Annotated in this window: 12 protein-coding genes; 6 read left to right on the top strand and 6 right to left on the bottom strand. The window is 65.4% G+C overall.

Translation table 11 applies throughout. From position 1 onward, the window contains the following. Positions 1-77 precede the first annotated feature (77 nt). Entirely contained in the window at positions 78-1580 is a 1503-nt protein-coding gene (locus tag AXW67_RS27350) for a class I adenylate-forming enzyme family protein (RefSeq protein ID WP_063680390.1), read from the bottom strand. A 4-nt stretch (positions 1581-1584) separates the two neighbouring features. Next, a complete protein-coding gene (locus AXW67_RS27345) occupies positions 1585-3432 on the bottom strand; it encodes an extracellular solute-binding protein (protein WP_063680468.1) in 1848 nt (615 codons plus the stop codon). A 261-nt stretch (positions 3433-3693) separates the two neighbouring features. On the opposite strand from AXW67_RS27345, the gene AXW67_RS27340 reads away from it, so the two are divergent. Next, entirely contained in the window at positions 3694-4509 is an 816-nt protein-coding gene (locus AXW67_RS27340) for an invasion associated locus B family protein (protein WP_063680389.1), read from the top strand. Positions 4510-4605: 96 nt separating this feature from the next. Here AXW67_RS27340 and hspQ read toward each other — a convergent pair whose 3' ends face one another. Next, positions 4606-4938 (bottom strand): heat shock protein HspQ, encoded by a 333-nt coding sequence (gene hspQ / locus AXW67_RS27335; RefSeq protein WP_027550892.1) that lies wholly within the window; start codon positions 4936-4938, stop codon positions 4606-4608. 106 nt (positions 4939-5044) lie between these two features. Here hspQ and AXW67_RS27330 point away from each other — a divergent pair, with 106 nt between their 5' ends. After that, positions 5045-5998, top strand: a complete 954-nt coding sequence (locus tag AXW67_RS27330; RefSeq protein WP_027550893.1) for an AEC family transporter — start codon at positions 5045-5047, stop codon at positions 5996-5998. 9 nt (positions 5999-6007) lie between these two features. Here AXW67_RS27330 and AXW67_RS27325 read toward each other — a convergent pair whose 3' ends face one another. Beyond that, a complete protein-coding gene (locus AXW67_RS27325; RefSeq protein WP_063680388.1) occupies positions 6008-7192 on the bottom strand; it encodes a UbiH/UbiF family hydroxylase in 1185 nt (394 codons plus the stop codon). A gap of 86 nt (positions 7193-7278) precedes the next feature. On the opposite strand from AXW67_RS27325, the gene pcsA reads away from it, so the two are divergent. The 3 genes from pcsA to AXW67_RS27310 all read left to right on the top strand — a co-directional run bounded on the left by pcsA (position 7279) and on the right by AXW67_RS27310 (position 9834). Continuing rightward, positions 7279-8046 (top strand): phosphatidylcholine synthase, encoded by a 768-nt coding sequence (gene pcsA, locus AXW67_RS27320; RefSeq protein WP_035684061.1) that lies wholly within the window; start codon positions 7279-7281, stop codon positions 8044-8046. Further along, entirely contained in the window at positions 8043-8768 is a 726-nt protein-coding gene (locus AXW67_RS27315) for a TerC family protein (RefSeq protein ID WP_063680387.1), read from the top strand. Before pcsA ends, AXW67_RS27315 begins: the two co-directional genes overlap by 4 nt. 91 nt (positions 8769-8859) lie before the next feature. Beyond that, positions 8860-9834 carry a quinone oxidoreductase family protein gene (locus tag AXW67_RS27310; protein ID WP_063680386.1) on the top strand — a complete coding sequence of 325 codons (975 nt, stop codon included), beginning with the start codon at positions 8860-8862 and terminating at the stop codon, positions 9832-9834. Positions 9835-9946: 112 nt separating this feature from the next. Here the strand turns inward: AXW67_RS27310 and AXW67_RS27305 are convergent, their stop codons facing one another. Next, on the bottom strand, positions 9947-11143 hold the full coding sequence (locus AXW67_RS27305; RefSeq protein ID WP_063680385.1) for an acetylornithine transaminase: 1197 nt from the start codon (positions 11141-11143) through the stop codon (positions 9947-9949). A 266-nt stretch (positions 11144-11409) separates the two neighbouring features. After that, on the bottom strand, positions 11410-12051 hold the full coding sequence (locus AXW67_RS27300) for a hypothetical protein (RefSeq protein ID WP_063680467.1): 642 nt from the start codon (positions 12049-12051) through the stop codon (positions 11410-11412). A 64-nt stretch (positions 12052-12115) separates the two neighbouring features. Here AXW67_RS27300 and AXW67_RS27295 point away from each other — a divergent pair, with 64 nt between their 5' ends. Next, complete coding sequence (locus tag AXW67_RS27295) at positions 12116-12505, top strand: hypothetical protein (RefSeq protein WP_063680384.1); 390 nt, start codon at positions 12116-12118, stop codon at positions 12503-12505. The last annotated feature ends 96 nt before the right edge of the window (positions 12506-12601 follow it).

The following is a 12601-nucleotide window of genomic DNA, read 5'->3' as shown; positions in this document are numbered from 1 at the left end:
CTCTGATCACGCAATAGGTGATGCGCAATCTAGTTTGGCCGCCTTAATGCGGCGTCAACGGATCAGTCGAACTGCGCTCAAACCGGGCCGGAGCGGTCGCGAAAAGCCTCGACCATCAGGGGGTTAAGCCCGAGCTCGCTGAGCGCTTCGCGGGCCCGGGCGTTGTCCTGGGCACGGCCTGCCAGCCGGTGCCCGGAGAGCCGGTCGGGCAGCGCGGTCAGAAGCGCGCCCTGGCCGAGCCGGCGCGCCCATTCCTGCAGATCGTTGGAGAGGAAACGGTAGCCGCCGACCGCCATGATGCCGGAGGGAGGCGCCGTGATGCAGATCGCGCCACCCGCACGGTCGATCCGCGCGGCGTAGCCGGTGTCGACATAGTCGCGCGGCGGCTGCGCCGTCAGCGTCTCGCCGACCGGTTGCGGCGGTGCGTAGGCCGCGATCGGCACCATCGCTCCGCGCAGGCCCAGTGTTCCCTTCGGCGTGAGCAGGATTTCGCCGGCGATCGAGGACCCCGACTGCTCGCGCGGCGCGCCATGGGGGCCCGGCATCACCGGCACCGGCATGCCGTCTTCGCCACGCCGGACGCCGAACAGCCCGGCCTCGCCGAACAGATAGACGTCCGTGAGCGGCGCATGCGGCGCGATCCAGGCATCGCTCGCCGCGACCTGTTCTGGCGCGCGCCACAGGCCGACGACGTTGCGCAAGGTCGGCATCCGGGCCGCGAGGTCGGAATCGCCGAGCCGCAAAGCGAGTTGCGCGGGCGCGATCAGCACCTCGCAATGGTGCTCGTTGATCTGCTGCTCGAGCACCTCGCTCTCGAACGGATGATGCAGCGCCAGCGTTCCGCCGGAGAGCAGCCACACCGCGAGCGAAGAGGCGAGGCCCGCGAACGACATCGGCGTGAACGCCGCCATCACGGTCGCCCCCTGCTTGATGTCGGCTTCCAGCGACATCGCAAGGCCGGCGGCGATCAGGCTGAAATGCGGCCGCGGCACCGGACGAAAGCCCTCCGCGGTGACGTCGAAGGAGATCATCGCCGCCTTGCGGCCGTCCTGGATGATACTGCGCGTGGTGCCGGGCGGGCGGGCCAGCACCTCGTCGAGCGAGGCCATGCCTTCGGGCAGGTCGGTGCCGAAACCGAAGACGTGGCGGATCGAGAACGCCTCCGCCGCGGCATGCATGGCCAGGTCCGAATAGATCACGCCGTCGACCTTGCTCATGGTGACGATGGCGCGCGCCGCGGTGCGGTTGAGCGCGGCGGTCAGTTCCGCGTGGCGCCAGAGCAGCGGCAGCACGGCGACCACGAGCCCGGCGCGGTGGGCGGCGAGCACGGTGAGCACGAACTCCACCGTGTTCGGAAGTTGGATCGCGATGACGGAATTGGCCGGCAGGCCGGACTCGACGAAGTGCGCCGAAAGCGCCTCGATGGCCCGATCCGCCTCGGCATAGGACAGCCGCCTCGGCTGGTGCCCGGTCACGCGCGCCTTGTTGATGGGGTCGAGCAGCGCCTGCGCGTGCGGCTGGCGGGACAGCGTGCGCTGGAACAGCGTGTCGAGCGTCGGCGATACGGCTGGCTGGTTCACGGCGTCACTTCGCTTGAGGCTGCCCCTTCGACCACCAGGTCTCCGGCAAATAGCCGGACAGCGCCGTGGCCGATGGCCGTTCTATCCGATTCCAGCGCGCGATCCATTGCTCCGATACGTTAAAGAGGGGGATTGTGTAGAAGCCCGCGATCAGGGCGCGGTCGAGCGCCCGCACCGCCGACACGAACGCCGCATGTTCACGGGCCTCCAGCAGGGCTGCGATCATGGCGTCGACCGCCGGATTCTTGGCGCCCATGTAGTTGCGGGTGCCCGGATTGTCGGCCGCAGTGCTGCCCCAGTAGAAATATTGCTCGTTGCCCGGCGACAACGACTGGTCCCAGCGGTTCTGGATCATGTCGAACTCGAAACCGAGCCGGCGCTGGTCGAACTGCACGGGATCGACCGATCGCACGGTCGGCTCGATGCCGGCCCGTTTCAGGTCGCGCTGGAAGGCGAGCGCGATGCGCTCCTGGTCGCGGGTCGTCACCAGCATCTCGAAGGTGAAGGGGACTTTGGTCTTGCGGTTGCGCAGCACGGTTCCGTCGAGATCGTAGCCGGCCTCGGACAGCAGCTTGAGCGCCGCACGCAACGTCGTGCGGTCGCGGCCCGAGCCGTCGGTGACGGGCAGGCGGTAGCTGCCGTCCATGATGTCGGACGGAATTTGTGCGGCGAAGGGTTTGAGAAGCTCGCGCTCACGCGCATCCGCAGGACGACCGTAGGAGGACAGATCCGAGCCGGCAAAATAGCCGGCGACGCGCGAATAGAGTCCGAAGAAGTAGTTGCGATTGACCAGCTCGAAATCGAACAGCAGCGTCAGCGCCTGGCGCACGCGGATGTCGGCGAAGATCGGACGTCGGGTGTTGAACACCAGGAATTCCGAGGGCTGCGGCACGCCGGGCTTGATGGTGTCGCGGATCACTTCGCCGCTTCTAGCCGCGGGAAAATCGTAGCCGTCGTGCCAGCGCAAGGGCTCGTTCTCGACGCGGAAATCATAGAGGCCGCGCTTGAAGGCTTCGAACTGGCCGTTGGCCTCGCGGTAGAAGTCGAGCCTGATCTCGTCGAAATTGTAGAGGCCGCGATTGACCGGCAGGTCGCGGCCCCAATAGTCGGGATTGCGGGTCAGCGTCACGCTGGTGCCGGGCTTCACCATCGTGACCCTGTAGGGGCCCGAGCCGATCGGGGCGGCCATCGTCGTCTCCTCGAAGGTCGCGACGTCGACCGCATGCCTGGGCAGGATCGGCATCAGGCCGAGGATCAGCGGCAATTCGCGGTCATTGGCCCCGGCCAGATCGAAGCGGACGGTGAGGGGATCGACCGCCTCGGCCTTGGCGACCTTGCCGTAGTACTGGCGGAGGTTGGGGCGGCCGTGATCGCGCAGGAGCTGCCAGGAGAACACCACGTCGTCTGCGAGCACCGGCTTGCCGTCCGAAAACCGCGCCCGCGGATCGAGATGGAACGTGACATAGGTCCGCTCGTCGTCGGTCTCGACGGTCCTGGCCAGGAGGCCGTAGAGCGTGAACGGCTCGTCATAGCCGCGCGCGAGCAGGCTCTCGACCACGTAGCCCCGCGTCTGCTGCACCGCCAATCCCTTCACGATGAGGGGATTGAGGCTGTCGAAGGTGCCGAGGATGCCCCAGGTCAGCCGGCCGCCCTTGGGTGCGTCGGGATTGGCGTAGGGCATGTGGGTGAAACCGGCTGACAGTGCCGGCTTGCCGTGCATGGCAATGGCATGAGCTTCCTCGGCCCGCGCCGGGGCCGCCGGAAGCGCAACGGCGAGGAGGAAAGCGAGGCCGCAAATCCGGACGCCAAGGCCCTCGAAATGGCCGTCAAGAAGGCGCGGGAACATGAACATCAGCACACGTTGATTCGAAGACCGGCGGGATACGAATCCTAACACAGGGATTTTCCCCGAAAGCGTCCGCTGTCGCAGTCAAAGATAGTTGTCGGCATTGATCTTTTCGTCCGCCACGTTAAGAAGGCGGGCAATCGCGCAAGAGCGCCGAGCCCGTCACTTTTCCGCCTCTATTGACGGGGAGACAGCCGCGCCCAAGGCGGCTTGGTTCGGTGTTTCGGAGCGGTTCGGGCGCTTCCCGTTCAGAAAGGGTTTTCCGTAATGAATTTCCGTTACTTGGCCGCGTCCGTCCGGCCGCGCGGGCGACTTCTCGCTCTGTTGACGGCGACGGCATTGGTCGTTCCGTTCGCCGCAGAAGCCCAGGCTCCGGCGCCGGCCCCCGGTGCGCCCAAGGCGGCTCCGGCGCCGAAGGCCGCTCCGAAGGCTGCCCCCAAGGCGCCCGCGCCGGCCCAGGCTCCCCAGGCCCAGCAGGCCCCCGCTCAGGGCGCCCCCGCGCAGCAGAACGGCCAGCCCGCCGACCAGCAGATCCAGCTGATCTACGCGCCGTGGACCAAGTTCTGCCTCAAGGGCCAGGACGCCAATGCCAAGCAGGTCTGCTTCACCGGCAAGGACGGCCGCATCGAGTCGGGCCAGCCGGTCATCGCCGCCGTGATCATCGAGCCGGAAGGCGAGCCCAAGAAGATCCTGCGCGTGACCTTGCCGCTCGGCATGCAGCTCGTCCACGGCACCCGCATCATCGTCGACAACAATGCGCCGCTGCAGAGCCCGTACGTGATCTGCTTCGCCAATGGCTGCATGTCGGACTACGAGGCGACCCCGGAGCTCATCAACAACATGAAGAAGGGGCAGAATCTCGTTGTGCAGGCGATCAACGCCAACGGCGCGCCGCTGACGCTGCCGCTGCCGCTCGCGGGCGAGTTCGCCAAGGCCTATGACGGCCCGCCGACCGACCCGAAGCAGTTTGAGGAAACTCAGAAGAAGCTTCAGGAAGAGCTGCAGAAGAAGGCCGAAGAGCAGCGCAAGAAGCTCGAGCAGCAGGGTGGAGCTCCCGGCGGGGCTCCGGCGGCGCAGAAGTAATCGGGACTCAAGGCCCGACCATGAAAAAGGCGCTCGGTTCGAGCGCCTTTTTTGCTGGTTCGTTTGTTTTTGTTGGTCGGCTTGCCGAGGCGAAAATCAGTTCAGCGACGGGTTGCGCGGCCGGTAGCCGCCGCCCTTGTCCTTCACGAAGATCTCGGCGACCTGCGAATGGCGGATCGGCTCGCCGGAATCATCGGGCAGGAGATTCTGCTCCGAGACATAGGCGACGTATTCCGACTCCGCGTTCTCAGCGAGCAGGTGATAGAACGGCTGGTCCTTATGGGGCCGGACCTCCTCGGGGATCGACAGCCACCACTCCTCGGTGTTGTTGAATTCCGGATCGATGTCGAAGATCACGCCCCGGAACGAAAAGATCCGGTGGCGCACGACCTGTCCGATCTGAAATTTCGCGGTCCGCGCTTTAATCATCCTTCGTCGATAGACCAGGATTGTGGCCGATGCTAGTGCCCTGATCCGGAATTAACCCGCCGGTAAGGGGTGGATAGCCCCCAAGCCTTCAGAAAACACTTCATCAATGGTCGATATCCTCAATCTGGCCCTTCCTTATTTCGGCCTGATCTTCGTCGGTTTTGCCTGCGGCAAGGCCAAGTCCCTGCCGGAATCGGGGCTGGCCTGGATGAACTTCTTCCTGCTCTACGTGTCGCTGCCGGCGCTGCTGTTTGCGATCATGTCGAAGACGCCGTTTTCGGAGCTGAACAACCCGCCGTTCCTGGTGGCCACCACGCTCTCGACGGTTGCGGCGTTCACCATTGCACTCGTCGTCGGGAAGGTTCTCGGCCGGCTGTCGCTGCGCGAGGCGACGCTTGCCGGGCTGTCCGGCGGCTACGGCAATATCGGCTATATGGGGCCGGGGCTGGCGTTGGCCGTGCTCGGGCCGAAGGCGGCGGCGCCGACCGCGCTGATCTTCTGCTGCGACAGCATCTTCCTGTTCACGATCGTGCCGCTGCTGATCGAGCTCTCCGACCGCGATCATCCCTCGCTGGTGCACGCCTTCGGCGTGGTGCTGAAGCAGATCGTGCTCAACCCGCTGATCATGTCGGCCTGCTTCGGCGCGGCTGTCGCGGCGCTCCATCTCGAGCTGCCGGTAGCGCTCGATCGCACCATCACCTTCCTCCAGAACGCCGCGGCTCCGACTGCGCTGTTCGTGCTCGGCGTGACGGTGGCGTTACGGCCGTTCGACCGCGTGCCCTGGGAGGTGCCGGGCGTGATTGCGGTCAAGCTCCTTATCCATCCGCTCGCTTCGTTGGCCCTAATGCTGGCCTTCGGTCCGTTCGCGCAGCCGTGGGCCGCGACTGCCGTGCTGATGGCCTCGCTGCCGCCGGCGCTGAACGTGTTCGTCATCGCGCGCCAGAACGACGCCTGGATCGAATCCGCTTCGGTCGCGGTGCTGCTCGGGACCTTCGCATCCGTGGTCACGCTGACCAGCGTGATGTGGTTCATCCAGACCGGGCGGCTGGCGTTTCCGTGAGCCGCCAGATTACCGCCGCCAGGTGGGCGTCAAACCTTCGCGCATGGCGAAGCGCCGCAACGGGCCGATGGCGCTGAGCAGGTGCATGCCCACCGCACGGACCGGCTGGAGCGGCAGGAAGTCGTTGAGCAGCGAGCGGTTGGCAATGTCGATTGCGAAGGTCCGGCTTAGGATGTCCGGACGCCGCGCCCAGTCGTAGCGCGCCAGCACCTCAAGAGCGCCGGGATCGCGGCCGGCCGCGATCGCGTCACCCGCGACCTTGGCGATGTCGGCGGCGTCCCGGAGACCGAGATTCAGACCCTGGGCGCCGATCGGGGGCACCACATGCGCGGCTTCGCCGACCAGTGCGATGCGGTCGCGGGCAAAGGACCTTGGCCGCTCGATTGCCAGCGGGAACAGGTTGCGACCGGGCTCGACTGTCATCTGTCCCAGGATGGAATGCGACTGCTTCTCGATCGCGGCGGACAGCTCGTCGTCGGTCAGGGCGCGAAGCCGTTCGGCCTCCTTGGGGGCCGAGACCCAGACGATGCTGGAGCGGTTGCCGGGCAGGGGCACGAACACGCAAGGCCCGTGCGGGGTGTGGAACTCGGTCGAGACGTTCCGATGTGGCCGCGCATGGGCGACGTTGAAGGTCAGCGCGGTCTGGGTCAGATCGCGCCGCGTAACCGCAATGCCGGCTGCCTCACGGCAGAGCGAATGCCGGCCGTCGGCGCCGACCACGAGGCGCGCTGTCAAAAAGCGTCCGGAGGCTGTGCGGATGGCGACATCGTCGGCCTCGATAACCACGCTCTCGGCGTCGTCGTCGAAACGGACAAGCTCGGGCAATTCGGCCGCGCGTTCTTCCAGCGCCAGCATCAGCGAGCGGTTGTCGATGTTGTAGCCGAAGGCCTCCAGGGCGATTTCGTGACAGGAGAACCGGACCTCCGGGGCGCGGATCAGCCGGCCGGTGTCATCGACGAGACGCATGACCTCGAGCGCGGCCGCCTTGTCCTTGCAGCGGGACCAGACGCCGAGGCTCTCCAGGAGATCGACGGAGGCGCCGAGCAGCGCGGTCGTGCGGTTGTCGGCATAGGGGGTGCGCCGCGCTACCAGCGCGGTACGCACGCCGGCTTCAGCCAGCGCGATCGCCGCCGCGAGGCCTGCCGGTCCGCCGCCGATAACGGCCGCGTCAAAAGAGACCGATGCATCTGTCATGAAGGGACAAATGACATGCCCCGCGGCAAATTCAAGTCCGCTTATTTTGCCTGATTTTGTGACGAATTGAGCGGCCCTGCGCCGCAATGGCGGATGTGCAAACCGGTCTCATTCTGATAGCAGAAGCCATGGACAGCCAAGAGGATTCCCTGAAGCCAACACCGGTGATCCGCGCCGCGGCCTTTTCGGTGCACGTCTTCACCGCATTCGGCGGAGCGCTCGCGCTGCTGGCGATGCTGGAGGCCGTGCGCGAGCATTGGGCGGCGATGTTTCAGTGGCTGGGAGTCGCGCTGATCGTCGACGCGATCGACGGGCCGATCGCGCGAAGGCTCGACGTCAAGAACGTGCAGCCGAACTGGTCGGGCGACGTGCTCGATCTCGTGGTCGACTTCGTCACCTACGTGTTCGTGCCGGCCTATGCGATCGTCGCCAGCGGCCTCCTGCTGCCGGTTGCCGCGCCGCTGCTGGGGATCGCGATCATCGTCACCAGCGCGCTCTATTTTGCTGATTTGCGCATGAAGGCCGATGACAACCATTTCCGCGGCTTTCCGGCGCTGTGGAACGCCGCGGCGTTCTACCTGTTCCTGCTGCACTGGCCGCCGGTGCTGTCGACGCTGCTGGTCGCGGCGCTGGTCGTGTTGACATTCATTCCCTTCCACGTGCTGCATCCGGTCCGCGTCGTGCGGCTGCGCTGGCTGACGCTGTCGCTGATCGCGATCTGGGCGCTGCTCGGCCTCTACACGCTGGAAATGGATTTCCGCGTCGGCCCCGTCGCCACCATTGCGCTGTGCGCGATCGCGCTCTGGATCACCTTCAGCGACGCGCTGATCCGGCTCGTCAAATCCTTCGCATGATGCATCTGTTGACAAGCCCCGAAGCCTGGGCCGCGCTGCTGACCCTGACTTCGCTCGAGATCGTGCTCGGGATCGACAACGTCATCTTCATTTCCGTCATCGTCTCGCGCATTCCGGAAAAGCAGGCCAACCGCGCGCGCCAGATCGGACTGGGGCTGGCGCTGGTATTCCGCATCGTCCTGCTCAGCGCGCTGGTCTGGCTGATCGGCCTGACCGAGCCGGTCTTCACCGTGAAGGGCAACGCATTCTCCTGGCGCGACATCATCCTGGTCGGCGGCGGCCTGTTCCTGATCGCCAAAGCCACGCACGAGATCCACGGTGAGGTCGAGGCCGACGAGGCGGGCGGCGAGGGGGCGTCCGGCGGCAACGCCTTCTTCTGGGCGATCGCCCAGATCATCGTCATCGACATGGTGTTCTCGCTGGACTCGATCATCACCGCGATCGGCATGGCGCAGGACATCGAGATCATGATCGCGGCCGTCGTGATCGCCTGCCTCATCATGTACATTTCGTCGGGACCGGTGGCGCGGTTCGTCGCCGAGCATCCGACCACCAAGATGCTGGCGCTGGCCTTCCTGGTGCTGATCGGCGTTGCGCTGGTGGCGGATGGATTCCAGTTTCACATTCCGCGCGGTTACATCTATTTTGCGATTGCGTTCTCGGCGGCGGTCGAGTTCTTCAACGTGCTGGCAAAGCGCAATCGCAAGAAGGCCGGCCGTTAACGCTTAAGTTGTTCCATCCGGCGTCGAGTTGACAAGGCAGGCGCGATGCCTTTCGCTTGCGAGGCGGGAGGGAAGCGAGGGAGGCCAAGCGATGACCAAAGCGGTCCGGGTGCACAAGGTCGGAGGTCCCGAAGCCCTGGTCTATGAGAGCATCGACGTGCCGGCGCCGGGCCCCGGCGAGGTGCGTATCCGCCAGCACGCGGTCGGGCTGAACTTCATCGACGTCTATTATCGCACCGGGCTCTACAAGGCGCCGGGACTTCCCTTCATCGCCGGCAACGAGGCCGCCGGCGAGGTCGTCGCTGTCGGCCCGGGTGGGACGCATTTCCATCCCGGCGATCGCGTCGCCTACTACCACAATCTCGGCGCCTATGCCGGCGAGCGCAACATCCCCTGGGAGCGGCTGGTCAAGCTGCCCGACCACATCACTTACGAGCAGGGCGCCGTGCTGATGCTCAAGGGGCTGACGGTCTGGTACCTCCTGCACAAGACCTTCAAGGTCGAGCCGCATCATCGCGTGCTGATCCACGCCGCGGCGGGCGGCATCGGCCTGTTGGCCTGCCAATGGGCGCAGGCGATGGGAGCACATGTGATTGGCACGGTCGGCTCGCGCGCCAAGGCCGAGCTCGCGGAAGCCAATGGCTGCGACCACGTCATCCTCTACAACGAGGAGGATTTCGTCGCGCGCGTGAAGCAGATCAGCCGCAACGAAGGCTGCGACGTCGTCTATGACGGCGTCGGCAAGGCGACGTTCCCGGGCTCGCTGTCCTGTCTGAAGCCGCGTGGCATGTTCGTCTCGTTCGGCAATGCCTCAGGGCCAGTGCCGCCCTTCGCGATCGCCGAGCTCAACAATCACGGCTCGCTGTTTGCGACCCGGCCGAAGCTCAACGACTACATCGGCAAGCGCTCCGAGCTCCTGGAAGGCGCCGACACGCTGTTTGCCGCCGTCATCAGCGGCAAGCTGCACGTGCCGATCAATCACGCCTACGCGCTGAAGGACGCAGCAAAGGCGCATATCGATCTCGAAAGCCGCGCCACGACAGGCGCCTCGATCTTGAAGCCGTAAGTGCAGTTCCGAAGTGACGTCATGCCCGGGATTGTCCCGGGCATCCACGTTCTCCGTGCTGCGCGTCAAGCGTGCATGACCGGGACAAGCCCGGCCACGACGGTGGTGGTGGCTACGCAACGCGTCTTGCCGCGCCGGCCTTGGTGAGAATTCCGTCGAGACAATCGATCATCTCGGCGATCTCCTGCCGCGTGACGTTCAGCGCCGGCATGAAGCGCAGCGCGTCGACCTGCGGCGCGTTGAGAAGTACGCCGGCCTCGAACGCCTGGGCGACGATGCTGGGCGCGATCGGCAGCTTGAGGTCGAGCGCCAGAAGGAGGCCACGGCCGCGCACGCCGCCAAGGCCGTGCCGGGCCGAGACCTTCTGCAGCTCGCTCTCGAGCAATAGGCCAGTTTCAGCGACCGACTTCAGGAAGTCGGGCTTGCTGACCTGCTCCAGCACGGCGAGCCCCGCGGCGCACATGATCGGGTTGCCGTTGAACGTGCCGCCCTGGTCGCCGTGCGCGAAGCACGACGCGCGCTCGGTCGCAAGCAGCGCCGCGAGCGGCACACCGCCGCCGATGCCCTTGCCGAGCGTCATGATGTCCGGCGCGATCCCGGCATGCTCGTAGTGGAAGAGCCTTCCGGTCCGGCCCATTCCGGTCTGGATCTCGTCGAAGATCAGGAGCAGGCCGTGCGCCGCAGTGAGCGCGCGCAGCTCCTGCAGGAACTGATCGGTTGCCTGCCACACGCCGGACTCGCCCTGGATCGGCTCGAGCATCACCGCGACGGTGTTGTCGTTGATCAGCGCTTCGACCGAGGCGATGTCGTTCAGCTTCGCCTTCTTGAAGCCGGCGACTTTCGGTTCGAACAATGGTTCGAACGCCTTCTTGCCCGAGGCCGACATCGTCGCCAGCGTGCGGCCGTGAAAGCCGCCTTCGAAGCTGATGATTTCGAACGCGCCGCCCTTGTGCAGGCCGCCATATTTGCGCGCGAGCTTGATCGCGCCTTCATTGGCCTCCGCGCCGGAATTGGCGAAGAACACCTGGTCGAAAGCGCTGTTCTTAACCAGCGCTTGCGCGAGCTTGAGGCTGGGCTCGTTGTAGAAGGCCGGGCTCGGCGTCAGGAGCCGCTTGGCCTGCGCGGCAAGGGCGTCGGCGATCGCGGGCGGCGAATGGCCGAGGCTGTTGACGGCCCAGCCCTGGACGAAATCGAGATAGCGCTTGCGACTGTCGTCCCAGAGGTAGGACCCCGCGCCGCGGACGAACACGGCCTTGGGCCGTGCTGTGATGTCCATCAGCGCGTCATACGGATGGGTGGCGGTGGTCATGTCGAACTCCTCTGGAGGCGGGTGAAAACGGCGCGCGAAAAGCAAGAAGGCCGCACTTTGCGGGTGCGGCCTTCTCGAAAACTCTGCTGATGTTAGTGCTTCAGCGGCGTCGTCGGACATGGCGCAACCCATCATCGTCGCGGGTGCGACGACGGAAAGCTGCGCGGCGGTGGGTCCGAGAGTTGATCATGGGGCGCGGCCATACAGCCGAATGGCGGGGCTTGTCAAGCAGGCGTTTTGCAGAGCACCCGCCCAGCGTGCATCGATCAGGTCAGATGCGTGGCCTCTTCGGCGTCCTCCTCGCTCCAATCCGCATCGGCGATCGACGTGTCGATCAGCTCGCCACGCAGAAGCTTGAGCGGGGATTTCCAGTACAGCGCGATGTTGTGGAAGGGATCGGTCAGCACCTTGAAGACCCACACCAGCCCGGTCGTGACGTCGCGCGTCAGGAAGAGCTGGATCATGCGGAAAAGACCGCCGCCGATGCCGATCGCGAGCCAGACCGCGCCGACGTGGCGGATGAAGTCGAGCCGGCCGGCGGGCGGATCGAACAGGCCGAAAAGCGTCGGGACCGCGTAGAGCACGAGCGGCGTGCTGCCCCAGACCAGCAGCAGGATGATCTTGCGGGTCTGGTTGTAGCCGACCTTGACCGCTTCCTTGTATTCGTTGCTGACGTCGTTGACGGCGTCATAGCCGTTGGGCTCGAAGAAGAAGTGTCCGGTCTGCCGCGTCAGCATCGCGAGCCAGCCGACGAGGCCCGCGAGTGCGGGGTCTTTGAACAGCAGCGCGTAGCAGCCGAGGAAGATCACGGCGCTGATCAGATGCAGCGTCTGATTGACGGTGCTCTGGTGGTAGTAGCGGTAATCGTCGAAGCGCTGCGTGCGCAGCATGTTCGAAACACGGCTCATCATCAAACCTCGCTCGCGTTGAAAAGCGCGGCAGGCATAGGCCGAGTCCGTGACTGATGCGTGAATGCACTATAGTTTCACATCGCGCTTCGCTTGCGGCCGCACGCGATGTGATGCTGCGGTCGAGAGTTACTCGACGCCACCGGTCGTTGTTCGAAATGAGCTTAAGCGATTTGTCGAAATCAGCCGGCGCGCGATCGGCCTCGCCGTGTTCGCGATAGGGCATGCCGCGATTGAACCAGGCGCCGGAATCCTTCGGATCGAGATCGATGGAGCGGCTGAGATCGGCCACGGCGCGCTCTGCTTCGGCCTTGCGGCGAAACAGTTCGCCTCGGTTGGCGAGTGCCAGCGCATTCGATGGATTGGTCAGCAGCACGGCCGAACAGCCGGCGATGCGCTGGTCGCCGCTGGCCGTCTCGGTCTCGAAGCACCATTGGCGAGCCTGTGCGGCTGATTGGGATCGGGCGGCAGCGGGGACGGAAAGTGCGGGCAGGATCAATGCGACGCAGATCGCATGCAAGCTGTGCCCAATACCGGTCATTTCGTCGCA

The sequence above is a fragment of the Bradyrhizobium neotropicale genome, assembly GCF_001641695.1.
Lineage (GTDB): Bacteria > Pseudomonadota > Alphaproteobacteria > Rhizobiales > Xanthobacteraceae > Bradyrhizobium > Bradyrhizobium neotropicale.
Note: the sequence above shows the minus strand (reverse complement) of the source record. Positions and strands in the feature narration are given on the sequence as shown.

Bases quoted from the DNA above. Each gene is read 5' to 3' on its own strand.
- AXW67_RS27310 (WP_063680386.1), top strand. From the start codon at position 8,860: ATGACCAAAGCGGTCCGGGTGCACAAGGTCGGAGGTCCCGAAGCCCTG.
- hspQ (WP_027550892.1), bottom strand. From the start codon at position 4,938: ATGATTAAAGCGCGGACCGCGAAATTTCAGATCGGACAGGTCGTGCGC.
- pcsA (WP_035684061.1), top strand. From the start codon at position 7,279: ATGGCGGATGTGCAAACCGGTCTCATTCTGATAGCAGAAGCCATGGAC.
- AXW67_RS27305 (WP_063680385.1), bottom strand. From the start codon at position 11,143: ATGACCACCGCCACCCATCCGTATGACGCGCTGATGGACATCACAGCA.
- AXW67_RS27300 (WP_063680467.1), bottom strand. From the start codon at position 12,051: ATGAGCCGTGTTTCGAACATGCTGCGCACGCAGCGCTTCGACGATTAC.
- AXW67_RS27330 (WP_027550893.1), top strand. From the start codon at position 5,045: ATGGTCGATATCCTCAATCTGGCCCTTCCTTATTTCGGCCTGATCTTC.
- AXW67_RS27345 (WP_063680468.1), bottom strand. From the start codon at position 3,432: ATGTTCATGTTCCCGCGCCTTCTTGACGGCCATTTCGAGGGCCTTGGC.
- AXW67_RS27315 (WP_063680387.1), top strand. From the start codon at position 8,043: ATGATGCATCTGTTGACAAGCCCCGAAGCCTGGGCCGCGCTGCTGACC.
- AXW67_RS27325 (WP_063680388.1), bottom strand. From the start codon at position 7,192: ATGACAGATGCATCGGTCTCTTTTGACGCGGCCGTTATCGGCGGCGGA.
- AXW67_RS27340 (WP_063680389.1), top strand. From the start codon at position 3,694: ATGAATTTCCGTTACTTGGCCGCGTCCGTCCGGCCGCGCGGGCGACTT.
- AXW67_RS27295 (WP_063680384.1), top strand. From the start codon at position 12,116: ATGCACTATAGTTTCACATCGCGCTTCGCTTGCGGCCGCACGCGATGT.